The following is a 16,972-nucleotide window of genomic DNA, read 5'->3' on the forward strand; positions in this document are numbered from 1 at the left end:
TCCCTTGGTCTGGATGCTCCGTTCTGCATATTTAAACGGCTATGTTTCTGTCAGCATTTTCAGGCTGCCTTTTGTAACGCCATAGTGAATATTCTCTACTTTGGGAATGACTTGGTGAATACTCGAAAAATTGTTAGTTGATCCAATCGGACCTCTATAGTCGCGTACGGTTTGAATTCATTTTTTAATGCTTGTTTCTGGTCCCATATCCGTTTTTCCACCCTGCTTTTTTATTGTCTCGCACCGTCTCTTCAGCTATTTCCGGAGACATGCCGCCAGTCTGTTTTCTTTTCAATACCGGAGAGCCGCGACAGATTTACTGACAGAAATGGTTTCCAAGTTATAACCCTTGCTCCTTACGTAATGTTCAAAGCCGCTTTTGGCAATGTCGATATTGTTTTTAGGACCAATTGTTATATGGCTAATCGGCAAACTTTCTTCAAATAATACTTCGATGTAAGGAATAATTACTCCGTTGCGAGCTCGGAATTTCACTTTGCCATCAACTTCTCCTCTACTGATGACCGCAATCCGATACTCTTCTTCGCTCTTGAAAGCAGCATCTTTAAAAAAGACTGCGCATGATGCCATCATCGAAAAGAAATGGTCGGCTAATACTGAGGTCACCTGTTCCTCTCGGTATTCGCTGATAAGTTCAAAACTCTCTGTCAGCAGATTCTCTAAAATGGTCTCTTGCTCCTGTTTGCTGTAGACCACAAGACCATGCAGCAAACCGGCATCCATTAAATAATGATTGATTTTTCCAAGGAGCTCCTCCGCAGAAAAACCGATATTGTAGCCATCGCCTTTTGCATAGTTGTACCAAAGAGCCAACGAATCTTCTGTTTGTGACATGGAGAAGACATAGACTTCAAAGCCGCTTTCTTCAATCTCTATCATAAAATGATCCAGAGCCTGCTGCAGCTGTTCAGTAAATACACCCCACAATTCTCCTTTATCGGGAACTTCCATTTTCTCCAGTACTGTTTTTAAAATACCTGAAAAATAAACCAGTTCGCTGGAGTCATTCAGAAAAGTCCCTTTGCTCATCCATAAACGGTTAGTTTCGATCATGCCCATCAAACTGTTCAGGCTCGTGTAATGATATAAACTCTGGCCCGTTTCTTCAATTCTTTTTATTTGCATGTTGAGACTCCTTAATGAATGCCGTTCCAGCTGTTCAGCCAAAATCTTTTTGCCGTCCATAAAGCTGCCCCCCCTTTGAGTACTGGAATCTTTCAGAAACCAGTATTTTTAAATTCCTCTACCCGGCTTTCCCTTCTTATACCCCACTATAAAAATTTGAAAAAGTTTGTTGGAATTCCACTGAAATTTGCTGAAAATTTTAGAAGGACCAGAATCCTTCCTCGCTTTTCAAAAGGAATCCTGTAAAATAACTAATTATGGAAAGAACCGAGTTTTCTCCTTACATTCATCAGGAAGGCGGTGTTCTCTTTGAAAATCATTTCTATTATTCTCCAGCTTGTCGTTATTACTGGCTTTTATTTATTAGGCGAAGCGTTACAGGATTTTTTCAATATTCCGTTGCCGGGCAGCATCATCGGCTTTCTTCTGCTGTTCACCGCACTTATGCTGAAAATTTATCCGCTTGAATGGATCGAATCTGGCGCCCATTTCCTATTGGTTTTTTTATCTCTTTACTTTATTCCGGCTACCGTCGGAGTTGTTGAATATGGGGAACTGTTCTCCGGAAAAGGCATGCTGTTGATTCCAATCGTCATTGCCAGTACCTTTCTGACAATGGCGGTTGCAGGCTGGGTCAGCCAGTACGCTGCCAAGGCAAGCACTGACCGAAAGGAGGAGCCTTGACCATGGAATTCAATCTGACTGCCGCTTTTTTTGCGGTTCTGACGGTCAGTATTTACTTGCTGACCAATTTGTTGTATTTAAAGTACAGAAAGACTTTATTGAATCCGGTTCTTGCTTCTACAGCGATTCTTGTCCTTATTTTAGTGTTGGGCAACATCCCTTACGATACGTATATGATGGGCGGCAGCTGGATCGGTACTTTGCTGGGGCCGGCAGTAGTCGCGCTGGCGATTCCACTTTATAAACAGCGGGATCTCCTTTTCAACAATATGCTGCCGATTCTTTCTGGAATTGCTGCGGGTGTTGTTGTTGGCATGGCAAGCGGCATTTTGTTCACGCAACTCTTCCGTTTTTCAGAAGAACTGATTTTGACTGTCCTGCCGAAGTCACTGACCACGCCGGTTGCCATGCAAGTTGCCAGCAACCTCGGTGGAATCCCTTCGCTCGCTGCAGTTTTCGTCATGGTGGCTGGATTTACCGGCTATATCGTCGGTCCTCTCCTGTTGAAATGGCTGCGTATTGATTCGCCGATCGGCCGCGGCATCGGCCTTGGCACTTCCGCCCATGGCATGGGAACTGCCAAAGCCTTCGAATACGGCCAGCAGGAAGCATCGATGAGTTCTGTTGCGATGACGTTAAGTGCGGTATTCGGTGCTTTACTAGGACCTGTCGCTGCCTGGCTTTTACTTCTATAAAATAAACAGATCCCCTTTTCACAAGAAAAGGGGATCTGTTTATTGTTGTTCAATTAGCTTCTACTTGCCGATATCCCGGCGATTAAATCCGGTGATGCCGATTGCTGTCAAAATAACCGCGACAACTGTCAGCATCACCGCGTTCAGATAATTCATCTCTTCAATCGGTATCTCGGACACATAGCCAAACGGTGTCAACTTTCCTACCCATTCGGGAAATTGGAACAAACCGCCCAGGTAAATGACAAAAAACGAAAAAGCTAAATACAGCCAAACGGCACCGATTAAATTCGGAGCCCATCCGAGCAACAATACCGCCACGCCGATCATGGCAAACATTGCCGGCAAATAAGCCAGCGCCGAGCCATAAAACATCCCCAGTGAAAGTTGCTCCTCCATCATGGCATTGCCGACTAAACCAAGACCCAGTGCTGCTAAAGATAGCATAACAAAGCCGGTCAAAACAGCCATTGCCAAGTAACTGCCCAGCACGTGGTTTCTGGAAACGGAACGGCTCAAAATGTGCTCAAGCCGGCCATTCTTTTCTTCTGTTTTCAATTTCAGCACCGCCATCAATACCGGAATGGTTCCAAGAATTGCCATGACGGCCATCAGCACGGGAATGAATTGTTCTGTCAGTGAAAAGCCTTCCGACTGAACAATCATTTGCTGCATCAGGTCAATGTCTTCAAAAAACGACTCCAAATCGCCCAGAACCGAACCATAGGATGCCCCAATTAGTAGCAACCCTGCTGCCCAGGCGATGAATCCGGTCCGCTGAAGGCGCAATACCAGCCCAAACGGACTCAATAAGGATCGGGCAGCTTTGGCTTTTCCCGCCCGCGAAGGCAAAAAGCCAGAACCAAGGTCACGGATCGAGTTCAAGTACAGAGCCAAAGCCATCAGCAGCAAGGCTCCAGCAATTGTCAGCAAAATTGGCCACCAATAATTATTGACATAGGCCTCAGACCGCAAAATCCAGCCAAGCGGCGACAACCAGGACAAGGTTTCGTTTGCGACGTCACCAATGGCCCGGACCATATAAGCCAGCAACAATATGGCAATCGACAGCCCAAGTGCGTTTCTGGCATTGGGAGATAACTGTGCACAGACAGCCGCAACGCCGGCAAAAACCAGACCGGCAGCGCCTAGTGCAAACCCATAGACAAGCGACCCTTGCAGATCGACACTCTCAATCCCTAAAGCAGCCAGTGAAAAAGCCGTCAGCAAAGCCAGGACAATGTTGGCACCGGTCATTACGAGCAAAGTCGATGACAGATTCGACAACCGGCCTACCGGCAAAGAGCGGACCAGTTCGATGCGGCCATCTTCTTCATCTGTACGTGTATGGCGGATGACCAGCAAAATATTCATCAAGCCGACCACAACCGCTGTCATCAGCAGCATTTCATGCGCAGTCATCGCGCCGACCGTATAATTGTCCAGTCCGTATCCCGGCCCGACCATCGCAGTCATCGCGGGATTGCGCATCGTTTCAGCCATTGCCTGCCTTTCCTCCGCATTTTGATACAGGCCAACGAAAGCCAGGGCGATAATTGCCGAAATGGCCGCAAATGAGACGAGCCAGATGGGCAGACGCAAACGGTCGCGCCGCAAAACAAAACGGATCAAGGTTCCGGTTCCGTCAAACAGATGTCTGGTCATTACGGTTCGCCTCCTGCTCCTGATTCCACCGCTCCAGCGGTTCCCTCGTAATGGCGCATAAACAGTTCCTCCAGCGTCGGCGGTGAACTTTCAATGCGGCTCACCCCGAAGCGGCTGATGTAACGGATGACATGATCCACTTCCGCTGTGTCGACCTGGAAAGACAAAGCGCTGCCTTTCTGCTGGATGCCACTGACTCCTTTCAGCTCTTCCAATCCTACAATCGGCTCTTTGGTTTCTACCAGCAGAATCGTCCCGGTCAAATGCCGCAGTTCTTTGAGCGTTCCGGTTTCGATAATTTTCCCTTCACGAATGATCGCCACTTTATCACAGAGCTTTTCGACTTCCGACAGGATGTGGCTCGACAGCAGGATGCTCTTGCCCCTTTTTTTCGCTTCCACTACATACTCCTGAAACACACGCTCCATGAGCGGATCGAGGCCCGAAGTCGGTTCGTCTAAAACATACAAATCCACATCCGACGAGAATGCCGCAATCAATGCCACTTTTTGCCGGTTCCCTTTGGAGTAGGTCCGGCATTTTTTCGTCGGGTCCAAGTCGAATTTACGGATCAGTTCCTCCCGTCGCTCTAAATTATTGCCACCGCGCAGTTTAACGAACAGATCGATGACTTCGCCTCCGGTCAAGTTCGGCCATAGGTTGATATCTCCTGGAACATAAGCTACGCGTTTATGAATTTCTACGGCATCTTTCCAGGAATCCTTTCCAAAAATTTCTGCACGCCCGTCCGTCGCTTTTAAAATGCCGAGCAGTACACGCAGAGTAGTCGATTTCCCTGATCCATTCGGACCGATAAAGCCATACACTTCCCCCTCGCCCACTTCAATGTTCACGCCGTCGAGTGCTGCAAAATCCCCGAATTTCTTCGTCAGATCAACCGTTCTCAATACTGCCATGAGTTTCCCTCCTAATTTGTATAGAAGCTTTTTTTCAGAATATCGAGATATTCGTAAAATTCATCCCAGTAAGGCTTCAAATCCAGTTCGGTCATTTTTTTCCCCTGCAGCTTTTGCAGGAGATTTTGCTGGTAGCCATCAACTCCCCAACGGATTAAATTGAATGCCTTGTCAACGTCGACATCTTTTCTGAAAAGCGTTTTGTCGATTCCTTCATACAGCAATGCATAACCCTGCTGCTGCAAATGCTCATAACGCTTCTGCAGATGTGGAGGAAGATCCCGATCTTTCGTTAACATAAACGTTCCCATAAAGTTAAAGATATGCTCGTTTTTCAGTTGTGCCTTCATTTTTATTTGCGCCGCATCCCTCATTCGTTTAATAAAATCCCTTTCATTGATATCCACCAAGCTTAAATATTCGTTAACAATGAAATTCATACTATAGTCAACCAAATATTCGTACAGGTCCTTTTTGTTTGAAAAATAATAGAACAACATTCCTTTTCCAATGCCGGCCTTTTTGACGATGCGGTTGGTTGAAGCTTGCCCAAATCCATTTTCGGCAAATTCCATCAAGGCGGAATCAAGGATTTTTTGTTGCTTTTTGGGGTCGAGGTTTTCAAATTTCTCCATGCTCATACCCTCTTTCATTTCTTTAGACCATTCTGGTCGACTACAGAATACAGCATTCGACCATACCGGTCAACAAATTAGTCTAAATTGTCTGATTTTTTAAATGGTGAATTAAACCGTTGCCTCCGCCCTCTTAGAATGCTATCTTTTAGGTGCAATCATAATAGAGGAGGAAGACCCCGTGAAAATATTCTTTTCCAGAAAAAATGCGTCAATCATAGCCGGCCTAGTGACTTTGTCGCTCTTGGGTGCCTGTGGAAATAGCGAAGATACAGCTTCTGAAGAAACAACGACCGCCTGGGATGAAATCCAGGAAAAAGGCAGCTTGACCGTTGCCACATCCGGGACATTGTTTCCTACTTCCTATCGGGAAGAAGGATCAGATGAATTGACCGGCTTCGAAGTGGAAGTGGCCCGAGAAATCGGTGAACGCCTTGAATTGGAAGTTGAATTCACGGAGCTTGGATTTGATGAAATGTTGACGTCTGTCCAAACGGGACAAGTTGATATTGCTGCAAACGATATTGAAATCACGGAAGACCGCCAGGACAATTTTCTTTTCTCCACACCGTTTAAGTATTCTTATGGCACTGCAATCGTCCGTTCAGACGATTTGTCCGGCATCGAAACCTTAGAAGACCTAAAAGGCAAAAAAGCCGCCGGTGCTTCGACTTCCGTTTACATGGAGACCGCACGCGAATATGGGGCCGAGGAAGTTGTTTATGACAATGCGACGAATGAAACCTACCTGCGCGACGTCGCAATCGGCCGCACGGATGTCATTCTGAACGATTATTATTTGCAGACATTGGCGATTGCAGCCTTTCCGGAACTGGACATCACCATCCACCCGAACCTCAAGTACAGCCCTTCTGAAGTGGGTGTTGTGATGAACGAAGACAATACCGAACTTGCCGAGAATGTAGATCGCGTCATCGAAGAAATGCTGGAGGACGGCACAATCGCCGAAATCTCAGCAGAATTCTTTAATGGTGCCGATGTGACTGAGAAAGTGGAAATTGAAGAATAATTGTTAAAGAAGCTGCTCTTGATTGAGCAGCTTCTTTTTTGGGAGCTTTTTTTATTGCGGGATGGCTGTGATTTTTCCAGTTAAGTGGATATACTTTCTGATTTAGTCGAAATACTTTCCATTTCACTTCAAATACTTTCTGATTCCGCCTGAATACTTTCCACTTCACTTCAAATACTTTCCGATACAGTTAATACGTTATTTAGAGAATCCATATCTCTCCTTTCCAGCGACTTCCAAAAGCCTTATACTAAACTAAAAGTAAGAATAGTCAGTCTAAGGAGGCGAGCAGATGAATACTTCGTTTTCGCCGCTGGGTGATCAGGCGATTGTCATTGAACTGGGCACTGAAATCAATGAAGAAACAGAAAAAAAAATACGAAGATTATCCACTTTGCTGGAAAGCCGGCCACCCGATTGGATGATTGAATTTATCCCTGCATTTATAACGGTAGCTGTCTTCTATGATCCTTGCGCAGCAACATACAGCAAGGTACAAGAAGAGCTGGCGGAACTTCTGGCGCACCTCGGGGAAGAGTTGGCTGTCGAATCCAGAACCGTTGAAATTCCTGTCTGTTATGGCGGTGAATTCGGACCCGACCTGGAATTCGTGGCACAACACAATGGCTTGACTGCGCGCGAGGTCATTGACATTCATACTTCCGGCAGTTATTCGGTCCACATGATCGGCTTTGCGCCCGGCTTTCCTTTTATCGGAGGCATGTCTGAAAAAATTGCGGCCCCAAGGCGCGATTCCCCGCGACTCCGCATCCCGGAACGGACAGTCGGCATCGCCGGCATGCAGACCGGTGTCTATCCAATTGAAACACCGGGTGGTTGGCAGCTGATCGGCAGGACGCCGCTTCGGTTATTCCGGCCGGAAAATGACATTCCGAGCCTGCTGCGGGCAGGAGACAAAGTGGTCTTCCGGGAAATCTCTGAAACAGACTACTACGCATGGAAGGAGGATCCGAATGCTGAAAATCCTTAAGAACGGCTTGCAGACCACCGTACAGGACCTTGGCCGAAATGGCTTCCAGAAATATGGCGTCATCGCCAGCGGCGCGATGGATCCCCTTGCTCATCGCCTGGCCAATCTACTGGTCGGCAATAAAGAACAGGCAGCCACACTTGAAATCACACTCGTCGGGCCTGCAATTGAATTCATAGAAGATACAGTCATCGCGCTATGCGGCGGTGACTTGAGCCCGAAACTGGATGGCCAAGCCCTTCCTATGTGGCGGATGCTGTCCGTTAAAAAAGGCAATACCCTGACCTTTGGTGAGCCTCGCGTAGGCGCCCGCTGTTATTTGGCAATTGCCGGCGGCATCGATGTTCCTGAAGTTATGGGCAGCCGTTCTACGTATATGCGGGCCGGGATTGGAGGGTTTCAAGGGCGCTCTCTGGAAAAAGGCGACGAAGTGCCGGTTGGCCAGATCAGCAGGCAGCGGCTTTCTTCACTAATGCAGGAAGCTGACAATGACTCAGATTGGCTGCTGCCGCCTGTCCGGTATTTTGAAGAACCCGTCATCCGGATGATGGCCGGGAGGCAATTTGATTTATTCGATGGCGCCAGCCAAAAACGGATCTTCCAAGAAGCCTTCGCCGTCTCTTCCAATTCTGACCGCATGGGCTATCGTTTGGAAGGTCCTCATCTGGCTCTTGAAAATCCGGCGGAATTGATTTCAGAAGCAGTGGCTTTCGGTTCTGTCCAAGTACCGGTGGATGGCAACCCGATTGTCCTGCTGGCAGACCGACAAACGACTGGCGGCTATCCGAAGATCGGACAGGTTGCGTCTGTTGACTTGCCGCTCATCAGCCAGCTGAAGCCGGGACAGCAATTGCGCTTTAAAGAAATTTCCCTGGCAGATGCACAACAGCGTTGGATTGAACAAGAACAATCGATTCGGCAAATAAAAGCCGCGATTAAGTTGAAACGGGAGGAATGGACATGAGTTATAAAGTGGATTTGAACTGTGATATGGGCGAAAGCTTTGGCGCATACCGGATGGGCAATGATGAGGAAATCCTTGATTACGTTACCTCTGCGAACATCGCTTGCGGCTTCCACGCCGGCGACCCTTCGACGATGCGCAAAACCGTTCAATTGGCGCTCGAAAAAAATGTTGGTATTGGCGCCCACCCTGGCTTGCAGGACCTGGTCGGCTTCGGCCGCCGCAATATCGCCCTGTCTCCTCAAGAAGCTTACGACTTAACCGTTTATCAAATCGGCGCTTTATCAGGTTTTATCAAAGCCGAAGGCGGACAGTTGCAACATGTCAAAGCGCATGGTGCTTTATATAATATGGCAGTAAAAGATGCGGCATTGTCAGAAGCCATTGCCGAAGCCGTCTACAAAATCGATCCGGAACTGGTGCTGTTCGGGCTTTCCGGCAGTGAAATCATCAAAGCTGGCGAGAAAATCGGGCTTCGTACAGCCAATGAAGTCTTTTCAGATCGTACCTATCAACCGGACGGTTCGCTGACGCCTCGGACCCAGAGCAACGCCTTGATCACCGATCCACGGATTGCCATCGACCAGGTCATTCGCATGGTCAAGGAAAATAAAGTGGCGACGGTTGAAAACAGCGATGCCGAGCTGCAGGCAGAAACCATCTGCATTCACGGAGACGGCGTTAACGCACTCGAGTTCGCCAGACAGATTTCAAAATCTTTGAAAGGAGCCGGTATTGATATTGTTAAAGTGAGTGAGTTCGTTTAATACAAGCCGAGGAGGATTTCAATGAAGAATGCGAAGAAGATGAAAAACACCAATGCCAGCGTCTTGCTGGGTGCCGCTTTCCTGATGGCGACTTCCGCCATCGGACCTGGATTTCTGACACAAACGACGGTTTTTACGGAAACTTTATTGGCTTCTTTCGGATTTGTTATTTTAATTTCTGTCATCATTGATATCGGTGCCCAAACGAATATATGGCGCATCATCGCCGTCTCCGGCAAACGGGCGCAGGATATTGCGAATGACGTTTTGCCTGGCCTGGGTTATTTCCTGGCTTTATTGGTCGTCATGGGCGGGCTTGCTTTTAATATCGGCAACATCGGCGGCGCTGGGCTTGGCACAAATGTGCTGTTCGGAATCGATCCAAAAGTCGGGGCTGTTTTAAGCGGCTTGCTCGCTATCGGGATTTTTGTTGTAAAAGAAGCCGGGCGGGCGATGGACCGTTTTGCTCAAATCCTTGGCTTTGTCATGATCGGACTGACCGTTTACGTTATGATCACTGCACAGCCGCCTGTCGGCGAAGCGATCGCAAAAACTTTCGTGCCCGATACCATCGACATCTTTGCCATTGTCACGCTCGTCGGCGGGACCGTCGGCGGCTATATTACTTTTGCAGGCGGACACCGGCTGATTGATGCAGGCCTGACCGGCAGAGCAGCCTTGCCCGAAGTGACCAGAAGCTCCATTTATGCGATTGGTATCGCTTCATTCATGCGCATTATTTTGTTTCTGGCGGTGCTCGGTGTCGTGTCACAAGGCCTTTCGTTGGACCCTGCCAATCCGCCTGCTTCCGTCTTCCAATTGGCCGCCGGCAACGTTGGCTATAAAATTTTCGGCGTCGTCATGTGGGCGGCTGCAGTCACATCGGTTGTTGGAGCTGCCTACACATCTGTATCCTTTATCCGGTCGTTCAGTCCGGTGCTGGAAAAGTACAATCGTCTATTGATCATCAGTTTTATTGTCATCTCCACCTCTGTTTTTGTCATCATCGGCCAGCCCGTTCTGGTATTGGTGCTTGTGGGATCCTTGAATGGCTTGATTTTACCGATTGCCCTTGGCGTTATGTTGATTGCCGCGCATAAAGCGAAGATTGTCGGCGACTACAGGCATCCCCTATGGATGACTGTTTTCGGTGTCGTCATCGTGGTCGCTATGGCGTGGATGGGAATCTATACCTTGATGAACGGAATTCCAGCATTATTTGAATAAAGGAGTGGAATGAGATGAACATCATCAATCAACAGTCCCCTCGTGAGATTCGGCAGCTGATCCGCAATGGCGAATGGCATAAGCCCACGTCCAGTTTGGCTAATGGCTTTATCCAGGCCAACCTGGCTGTGCTGCCAAAAGAAATGGCTTTTGAGTTCCTGCTTTTCTGTCAGCGCAATCCGAAATCCTGTCCGTTAATCGATGTAACAGAACCGGGTTCATTTATTCCAGAGTTGTCAGCGCCAACCGCTGATTTGCGGACAGATCTTCCGAAATACCGGATTTACAGAGACGGCATACTGACGGAAGAAAGAGACCAGATCACCGACTTGTGGACAGATGACATGGTCGGGTTTTTAATCGGCTGCAGTTTCACTTTTGAAGAAGCCCTGATCAACAATGGCATTCCGATTCGCCATAACGAAGAAAACTGCAATGTACCGATGTACAGGACCTCCATTCCCGCAGTGAAAGCGGGACGCTTTGAAGGGCCGACGGTAGTCAGCATGCGCCCCATGCCGGAAAAAGACGTTATCCGGGCCGTCCAGGTGACGAGCCGTTTTCCGAGCGTCCACGGAGCTCCCGTGCATATCGGCAATCCTGAAGGCATTGGCATCCGTAATTTAAACCAGCCTGATTTTGGGGACCGCGTGACTGTCAAAGAAGGTGAAGTTCCTGTATTTTGGGCTTGCGGTGTGACGCCACAGGCGATTGCCATGCACGTCAAACCCGAAATCATGATCACCCATGCACCCGGACATATGTTCATCACCGATTTGAAAACCGAAGAAATCAGTGTCATTTAAACACTAAAAAAACCAGTAAGCCGATTCGGGCCTTACTGGTTTTTTGATGTGTTTTTATGATGGGCTTCCGGTCTCCACAAGATCACGTGATGCCGCTACCCGATCGTCCTGCAGCCAGCAAGCCACAGAATGGCCCGTTTCCGTCACTGTATCACGCGGTGTATACGTATGGCATACCGCCATCGTATGCGGGCATCTGGCCGCAAATGCGCAGCCTTCTCCAAGCGTCGCCAAGTTAGGCGGTGAACCCGCAATCGGCAAGAGCGGTTGTGAGCGGTCTTCATTCAGTTTGGGCATCGATTGAAGCAGGCCCAAAGTATACGGATGCTGCGGATTGTAGAAGATTTCATCAAGTGTGCCCTGTTCCACAATTTTGCCGCCATACATGACAGCGACACGATCGGCCATATTGGCAACCACACCCAAATCGTGCGTAATCAGAATAATGGCTGTCTCGGTTTTCTTTTGCAGGTCCTTCATCAAATCCAGGATTTGCGCCTGGATGGTAACATCGAGTGCCGTTGTCGGTTCATCCGCAATCAGCACTTTCGGGTTGCAGGCAAGCGCCAGCGCGATGACCACACGCTGCCTCATGCCGCCTGAAAATTGATGCGGGTAATTATCCAGCCGATTTTCCGCTTGCGGAATCCCGACCAGCTTGAGCATTTCCAGCGCCCGGTTGCGTGCTTGCGCTTTTGTCAGCTGTTCATGCCGCTGCACGCCTTCCATGATCTGTTTGCCGACTTTCATCGTCGGATTCAGTGAAGTCATCGGATCCTGGAACACCATTGAGATTTCCGATCCACGCAAATCGGTAACTTGCCGTTTGGACATCTTCAATAAACTTTTGCCGTTATAGACAATGTCGCCTTTAGTCACTTCTGTGGTGGCTGCCGGCAGCAATTGCATGATAGATTTGGCGGTGACTGACTTGCCCGACCCGGATTCGCCGACAATCGCCAATGTCTCCCCTTTTTTTAAATCAAAACTTACACCCCGCACCGCCGTCAATTTGCCGGTTTGGGTTTTAAACGCTACATGCAGGTTGTCGACTGTCAAAATGGTCTCGCTCATGTTGAACCCTCCCCTATTTTCTCATTTTCGGATCTAATGCATCACGTAAACCATCGCCAAGCAAATTGAATGAGATCATGATGATACTGATGACCAAGGCTGGAAAAATCAATTTATACGGGAAATACCGCATTGATTTATAGCCGTCTTCAATCAAAACACCAAGCGACGCAAGAGGCGCCTGCAATCCAAGACCGATAAAGCTCAAGAACGCTTCGAAGAAAATAGCGGTCGGAATCGTAAACATGACTGTGACGATAATCGGTCCCATGACATTCGGCAAAAGATGCTTCGAAATCAGCCGTGGATTTGATGCGCCAAGGGTACGGGAAGCCAAAACAAATTCCTGGCCCTTCAGCTGCAGCACTTGGCCGCGTACCACACGCGCCATGCCGACCCAGCCGGTGATGACCATCGCCAGAATAATCGATGTGATGCCCGGCTCCAGCACAAGGATAAACAAAATGATGACAATCAAGTTCGGAATTCCCATAAGAATTTCGATGATCCGCTGCATGACGTTGTCGATGCGCCCTCCGTAAAATGAGGAGATCCCGCCATAGATGACGCCGATCACCAAATCGAGGAAAGCTGCCACTAAAGCGATGAACAAGGAGATCTGCGTCCCTTTCCAAACACGGGTCCACAGATCGCGGCCGAATTCATCGGTACCGAACCAGTAATTGATCTGAACGTCCCGCTCCGCATATTGATCCACGCCTGCCGAGTTCTGTCCATTGAACCCGAGCCACTCCAATCCTTCGACTTTCGGCGGCATATTGGAATGCGCCAAATTTTGTTCCCGGTAAGAAAATTCATTCAGACTCGGACCGATCAACGCCAAAGCAATCAACAAGACGAGCATGACGAGTGAAATCATAGCGCCTTTGTTTTTGATGAGACGCTGAAATGCTTCTTTCCAGAAAGACACGGACGGCGTACCAATTTCCTCGCTTTTCCGTTGGTCCAGCGGCGCTTTCACAAACAGATCCGATGGGATTTCGTCGTAAGCATATTGGTTTTGCGCCTGCAAATCTTGGTGCGGGGGAAGGTGTGGTATGTTTTTCGTCATGCTGATTCCCCCTTATAGTTGATGCGTGGATCCAGGAAGCTGTAAATGATATCCACGACAAAGACAACGAAAATGAACAAAGCGCTGTAAAAAATGGTAATGCCCATGATGACGCTGTAATCCAATACCAGGATCGATAAAGTGAACTGCTCGCCAAGCCCCGGCACTGCGAAAATCTTTTCGATGACCAAGGTTCCCGTCATAATCGAGACAGCAAGCGGCCCAAGCATGGTGACAACCGGAATCAGCGCATTGCGGATGACGTGCTTGACGATGACCTGGTTTTCTTTCAAGCCCTTGGCTCGAGCTGTGATGATGTAATCCTGGCCGATCACTTCGAGCATTTCACTGCGGATAAACCGCGCGACCGTGGCCGTCACCGTCACCGACAAAGCGATGGACGGCAGCAGCGTACTGGAATACCCTTCCCATAACGCGACGGGCAGCCATTCCAATTTAACGCCTACGTAATACTGCAGCAACGCTGCAAAAACGAAAGACGGAATCGACATTCCCAAAACGGCTAATGTCACCGACCCGTAATCCAAAAGGGAATTGTGCTTTAAAGCCGAAACAATTCCTAAAACCAATCCGATAATCGCTCCGATCACCAATGCCTGCAAGCCGATAAAAGCTGATGGCCCGATGCGGTCACTGATCATGCTGGTGACCGTCCGGCCTTCATGTTGGAATGAATAACCTAGATCGCCCTGTACCAGGTTGCCGATATACTGAATGTATTGGATAGCGACTGGCTGATCCAGTCCATATTTAGCATTCAATATCGCCAATTGGCTATCGGTCAATTTCTCCGGGTTGGTGAACGGTGTACCCGGCAACAGCTGCATCAAGAAAAAGGTAGCTGTCACAATAATGAAAAGCGTAATGAGCATAAAGCCGATCCGCTGCAGTAAATAACGTTTCATGTGAACACCTCGGTTCTATAGGGTGAATTAAACTTCATGATGCGAAAAGCGAAAGCGCCCGGGTAGCTGGGTGCTGGAGTCTGGACAATACGAAAAGTGGAAACGTCCGTGTGATACTGGCAAGTGTTTCAGCGATGAAAAAATACGAGGGCGCCCACGAATCGGCTACACCCTCGTACTCTATAAGCTGTAAACCTGTTTTATTCTTCGATCGTCACCCATTTGTAGGAGAATGAAGCGCCTGTTGGATGCACCAAAAGATTTTTGATTTTGCTTCTCATTAAGACCGCAGCACCTTCCTGGTAAAGCGGTACGATCGCTGCATCTTCTTCCAATAGGATTTTCTCGATATCTAACAGCATCTGGTAACGTTTTTCTAGATCCGTTTCCGTTCTTGCTGAAGCTACCAATTCTTCCAATTCGGCGTTTTTGTAATCCATGCGGTTAGCTGATCCGCCTTCCAACCACATATCCAAGTATGTCATCGGGTCGCTGTAATCCGGTCCCCATGAAGATAGAGACAAATCATACTCGACCGCTTTTTCGATTTCCAGACGTTGTGCGAAAGGAACCGCTTTGATGTCCAATTTGAATCCTGGAAGATTGTCTTCCAATTGTGCCTGAATGTATTCAGCCACTTTCTTATGGTCTTCAGAATCGGCAATGTTGATAGAGACTGTTACATCTGTTGCCCCTGTCTCTTTCAGCCCTGCTTCCCAAAGCTTCTGGGCTTCTTCAACTGTGCCTGTATTGAAGTCTCCGTTCAAGTCACGGAAATCTTCACCTGTTGGCGATTTGAAGAATCCTTTCGGCACGATGCCGTTCAAGGCAGTCGATCCATTTTTCAAAATAACATCCGTTAAGCTTGCTTTGTCGATCGCCATATTAACTGCTTGGCGAATGTTTTTGTTGCCCAGTACCGGATGGTTATGGTTGAAACGAAGGAAGATGACTTCCGGCTCTAAAATTGTATCGAAGTTTTCGTCGTCCTTGTTTTGGTCAACAGCTTCTGAGCTCAATACGATGCGGTCCACTTTATTTGTTTCGTATAAATTGACGCCTGCTGCCGGATCTTTCACAACGTAAGCATTCACAGCATCAAGTTTAACGTTGTCTGCATCCCAGTAATCTTCGTTCTTCTCGTATTTCCATCCTTGCTCATGCGTCCAATCCACCAATGTGAATGGTCCGTTGAACAGGATATTTTCCGCTTCCAATGCGTATTGGTCACCCTGTTCTTCTACAAACTTCTGGTTCTGTGGCAAGAAAGTCGGGAATGTCATCAAGGACTGGAACAATGGGTTCGCTGCTTCCAACGTAACTTCCAGTGTTTTCTCGTCGATTGCTTTAACGCCCAATTCTTCTGCGTCCATTTCTTCGTTCATGATCGCTTCAGCATTTTTGATCCCTGCTGTTACGAACATGAAGTTATAAGGGCTTGCGTCTTTCATAACACGTTTCCAAGCATATTCGAAATCCTGCGCAGTAACCGGTTCCCCATTGCTCCAGTTCGAGTCGCGCAATGTGAACGTGTGAACGCTCTTGTCTTCATTTTCTGTATGGTCCGTTACTAAAGCTTCAATCGGTTCGTGGTTTTCATCTTGGCGGTAAAGTCCTTCATTGACATTATTCAGCACCGTAAACGCAATGCCGTCATGTGCTTTTGTCGAATCTAAAGTAGGAATGTCTGCCGTAGTCGAGATGTTCAATACTTGCCCAGCTTCCCCTTCTGCTGCGCTTTCTTCGTTTGAACTCTCCGAAGAATTGAAGTTACACCCCGATAAGATTAAAACGAATGCAATCAAAATCATGAAAATCTGCGTTTTTCTCTTTCTCTCCATTTTCCCTACCCCCATTTTTTGATAATTCTTTATTTTGATAATTCTTTATAATCATAATTGTTATTGCTGAAATAGGCAACAAGATGTTTTAATTTTCAAAAATATAATTTACATGGTAATCTTTATTTATGTAAAGAGAGGATCGACTTGTATGAATTTTAAAAGAGTCCTGTTTTTGATTTCATTGGGCAGTTCATTGGTTTTGCCTTTCTTCCTATATAGGCAATGGTCAATCGCCAGATGGTTTGATGCTTTGTTTTTAGTAGGCCTGTTGCTGCTGATGGTCTATTTCATCATGGTATTGATCGAAGGCCAATTTTTTACGGCATTTTTAAAAAGCACCCGAAACTTTTTTGCAAAAGTAAATAAAAAAGACCAGCTCATCCGTGAAAGCGAAAAACGTTCGTTTGATCGAGTGGATTACCGGAAAGAATTCCCAAGCCGAAATTCGTTTCTTCAGATCGGCCTTCTTTTTTCCATCAGCAGCCTGGTGATTTCTGTTGCTCTGTATTATTTGAATTAGCCAATAAAA

The 16,972-nt window shown here is 47.6% G+C and carries 17 protein-coding genes; 9 read left to right on the forward strand and 8 right to left on the reverse strand.

Annotated elements, in window-relative coordinates:
* Positions 1-291 precede the first annotated feature (291 nt).
* Positions 292-1,206: a DUF2971 domain-containing protein gene (locus IRE19_RS12695; RefSeq protein ID WP_203340668.1), complete on the reverse strand. Its 915-nt coding sequence runs from the start codon at positions 1,204-1,206 to the stop codon at positions 292-294.
* A gap of 249 nt (positions 1,207-1,455) precedes the next feature.
* Here IRE19_RS12695 and IRE19_RS12700 point away from each other — a divergent pair, with 249 nt between their 5' ends.
* Together IRE19_RS12700 and IRE19_RS12705 are read left to right on the forward strand one after the other, a co-directional pair.
* A complete protein-coding gene (locus tag IRE19_RS12700) occupies positions 1,456-1,830 on the forward strand; it encodes a CidA/LrgA family protein (RefSeq protein WP_203340669.1) in 375 nt (124 codons plus the stop codon).
* 2 nt (positions 1,831-1,832) lie between these two features.
* Entirely contained in the window at positions 1,833-2,525 is a 693-nt protein-coding gene (locus IRE19_RS12705) for an LrgB family protein (protein WP_203340670.1), read from the forward strand.
* Positions 2,526-2,585: 60 nt separating this feature from the next.
* Here IRE19_RS12705 and IRE19_RS12710 read toward each other — a convergent pair whose 3' ends face one another.
* Genes IRE19_RS12710 through IRE19_RS12720 form a run of 3 tightly spaced genes read right to left on the reverse strand, consistent with a single transcriptional unit; the run spans position 2,586 to position 5,742 of the window.
* Positions 2,586-4,190 (reverse strand): ABC transporter permease, encoded by a 1,605-nt coding sequence (locus IRE19_RS12710; protein WP_203340671.1) that lies wholly within the window; start codon positions 4,188-4,190, stop codon positions 2,586-2,588.
* Positions 4,190-5,107: an ABC transporter ATP-binding protein gene (locus IRE19_RS12715; protein WP_203340672.1), complete on the reverse strand. Its 918-nt coding sequence runs from the start codon at positions 5,105-5,107 to the stop codon at positions 4,190-4,192. The genes IRE19_RS12710 and IRE19_RS12715 overlap by 1 nt, the downstream gene beginning before the upstream one ends.
* A gap of 11 nt (positions 5,108-5,118) precedes the next feature.
* Positions 5,119-5,742 (reverse strand): TetR/AcrR family transcriptional regulator, encoded by a 624-nt coding sequence (locus IRE19_RS12720; RefSeq protein WP_203340673.1) that lies wholly within the window; start codon positions 5,740-5,742, stop codon positions 5,119-5,121.
* A gap of 181 nt (positions 5,743-5,923) precedes the next feature.
* On the opposite strand from IRE19_RS12720, the gene IRE19_RS12725 reads away from it, so the two are divergent.
* The 6 genes from IRE19_RS12725 to IRE19_RS12750 all read left to right on the forward strand — a co-directional run bounded on the left by IRE19_RS12725 (position 5,924) and on the right by IRE19_RS12750 (position 11,527).
* Positions 5,924-6,772 carry a transporter substrate-binding domain-containing protein gene (locus IRE19_RS12725; protein ID WP_203340674.1) on the forward strand — a complete coding sequence of 283 codons (849 nt, stop codon included), beginning with the start codon at positions 5,924-5,926 and terminating at the stop codon, positions 6,770-6,772.
* A 292-nt stretch (positions 6,773-7,064) separates the two neighbouring features.
* The gene (gene pxpB / locus IRE19_RS12730) at positions 7,065-7,763 is read left to right on the forward strand and encodes a 5-oxoprolinase subunit PxpB (protein WP_203340675.1); all 699 of its coding nucleotides are present in this window, start codon (positions 7,065-7,067) and stop codon (positions 7,761-7,763) included.
* Positions 7,747-8,727: a 5-oxoprolinase subunit C family protein gene (locus tag IRE19_RS12735; RefSeq protein ID WP_203340676.1), complete on the forward strand. Its 981-nt coding sequence runs from the start codon at positions 7,747-7,749 to the stop codon at positions 8,725-8,727. Before pxpB ends, IRE19_RS12735 begins: the two co-directional genes overlap by 17 nt.
* Entirely contained in the window at positions 8,724-9,494 is a 771-nt protein-coding gene (locus tag IRE19_RS12740) for a LamB/YcsF family protein (RefSeq protein ID WP_203340677.1), read from the forward strand. Before IRE19_RS12735 ends, IRE19_RS12740 begins: the two co-directional genes overlap by 4 nt.
* Positions 9,495-9,515: 21 nt before the next feature.
* Positions 9,516-10,721: an NRAMP family divalent metal transporter gene (locus tag IRE19_RS12745; protein ID WP_203340678.1), complete on the forward strand. Its 1,206-nt coding sequence runs from the start codon at positions 9,516-9,518 to the stop codon at positions 10,719-10,721.
* Positions 10,722-10,735: 14 nt separating this feature from the next.
* On the forward strand, positions 10,736-11,527 hold the full coding sequence (locus tag IRE19_RS12750) for a putative hydro-lyase (RefSeq protein ID WP_203340679.1): 792 nt from the start codon (positions 10,736-10,738) through the stop codon (positions 11,525-11,527).
* A 54-nt stretch (positions 11,528-11,581) separates the two neighbouring features.
* On the opposite strand, the gene IRE19_RS12755 is transcribed toward IRE19_RS12750, so the two are convergent.
* The 4 genes from IRE19_RS12755 to IRE19_RS12770 form a co-directional block, all read right to left on the reverse strand.
* Positions 11,582-12,601, reverse strand: a complete 1,020-nt coding sequence (locus tag IRE19_RS12755) for an ABC transporter ATP-binding protein (protein ID WP_203340680.1) — start codon at positions 12,599-12,601, stop codon at positions 11,582-11,584.
* Positions 12,602-12,614: 13 nt separating this feature from the next.
* Positions 12,615-13,673: an oligopeptide ABC transporter permease gene (gene opp3C / locus IRE19_RS12760; protein WP_238943203.1), complete on the reverse strand. Its 1,059-nt coding sequence runs from the start codon at positions 13,671-13,673 to the stop codon at positions 12,615-12,617.
* Positions 13,670-14,599: an ABC transporter permease gene (locus tag IRE19_RS12765; RefSeq protein WP_191715167.1), complete on the reverse strand. Its 930-nt coding sequence runs from the start codon at positions 14,597-14,599 to the stop codon at positions 13,670-13,672. The genes opp3C and IRE19_RS12765 overlap by 4 nt, the downstream gene beginning before the upstream one ends.
* A 200-nt stretch (positions 14,600-14,799) precedes the next feature.
* Positions 14,800-16,440, reverse strand: coding sequence for a peptide ABC transporter substrate-binding protein (locus tag IRE19_RS12770; protein WP_203340681.1), 1,641 nt, complete (start codon positions 16,438-16,440; stop codon positions 14,800-14,802).
* A gap of 151 nt (positions 16,441-16,591) precedes the next feature.
* On the opposite strand from IRE19_RS12770, the gene IRE19_RS12775 reads away from it, so the two are divergent.
* Positions 16,592-16,963 (forward strand): DUF3899 domain-containing protein, encoded by a 372-nt coding sequence (locus IRE19_RS12775; RefSeq protein ID WP_203340682.1) that lies wholly within the window; start codon positions 16,592-16,594, stop codon positions 16,961-16,963.
* The last annotated feature ends 9 nt before the right edge of the window (positions 16,964-16,972 follow it).

The organism is Planococcus beijingensis, assembly GCF_016820615.1.
Taxonomy (GTDB): Bacteria; Bacillota; Bacilli; order Bacillales_A; family Planococcaceae; genus Planococcus; species Planococcus notacanthi.

Excerpts from the sequence above, each read along its gene's own strand:
- IRE19_RS12750 (WP_203340679.1), top strand. The coding sequence starts at position 10,736 with ATGAACATCATCAATCAACAGTCCCCTCGTGAGATTCGGCAGCTGATC.
- pxpB (WP_203340675.1), top strand. The coding sequence starts at position 7,065 with ATGAATACTTCGTTTTCGCCGCTGGGTGATCAGGCGATTGTCATTGAA.
- IRE19_RS12705 (WP_203340670.1), top strand. The coding sequence starts at position 1,833 with ATGGAATTCAATCTGACTGCCGCTTTTTTTGCGGTTCTGACGGTCAGT.
- IRE19_RS12715 (WP_203340672.1), bottom strand. The coding sequence starts at position 5,107 with ATGGCAGTATTGAGAACGGTTGATCTGACGAAGAAATTCGGGGATTTT.
- IRE19_RS12720 (WP_203340673.1), bottom strand. The coding sequence starts at position 5,742 with ATGGAGAAATTTGAAAACCTCGACCCCAAAAAGCAACAAAAAATCCTT.
- IRE19_RS12710 (WP_203340671.1), bottom strand. The coding sequence starts at position 4,190 with ATGACCAGACATCTGTTTGACGGAACCGGAACCTTGATCCGTTTTGTT.
- opp3C (WP_238943203.1), bottom strand. The coding sequence starts at position 13,673 with ATGACGAAAAACATACCACACCTTCCCCCGCACCAAGATTTGCAGGCG.
- IRE19_RS12745 (WP_203340678.1), top strand. The coding sequence starts at position 9,516 with ATGAAGAATGCGAAGAAGATGAAAAACACCAATGCCAGCGTCTTGCTG.
- IRE19_RS12765 (WP_191715167.1), bottom strand. The coding sequence starts at position 14,599 with ATGAAACGTTATTTACTGCAGCGGATCGGCTTTATGCTCATTACGCTT.
- IRE19_RS12735 (WP_203340676.1), top strand. The coding sequence starts at position 7,747 with ATGCTGAAAATCCTTAAGAACGGCTTGCAGACCACCGTACAGGACCTT.
- IRE19_RS12740 (WP_203340677.1), top strand. The coding sequence starts at position 8,724 with ATGAGTTATAAAGTGGATTTGAACTGTGATATGGGCGAAAGCTTTGGC.
- IRE19_RS12770 (WP_203340681.1), bottom strand. The coding sequence starts at position 16,440 with ATGGAGAGAAAGAGAAAAACGCAGATTTTCATGATTTTGATTGCATTC.
- IRE19_RS12755 (WP_203340680.1), bottom strand. The coding sequence starts at position 12,601 with ATGAGCGAGACCATTTTGACAGTCGACAACCTGCATGTAGCGTTTAAA.
- IRE19_RS12695 (WP_203340668.1), bottom strand. The coding sequence starts at position 1,206 with ATGGACGGCAAAAAGATTTTGGCTGAACAGCTGGAACGGCATTCATTA.
- IRE19_RS12775 (WP_203340682.1), top strand. The coding sequence starts at position 16,592 with ATGAATTTTAAAAGAGTCCTGTTTTTGATTTCATTGGGCAGTTCATTG.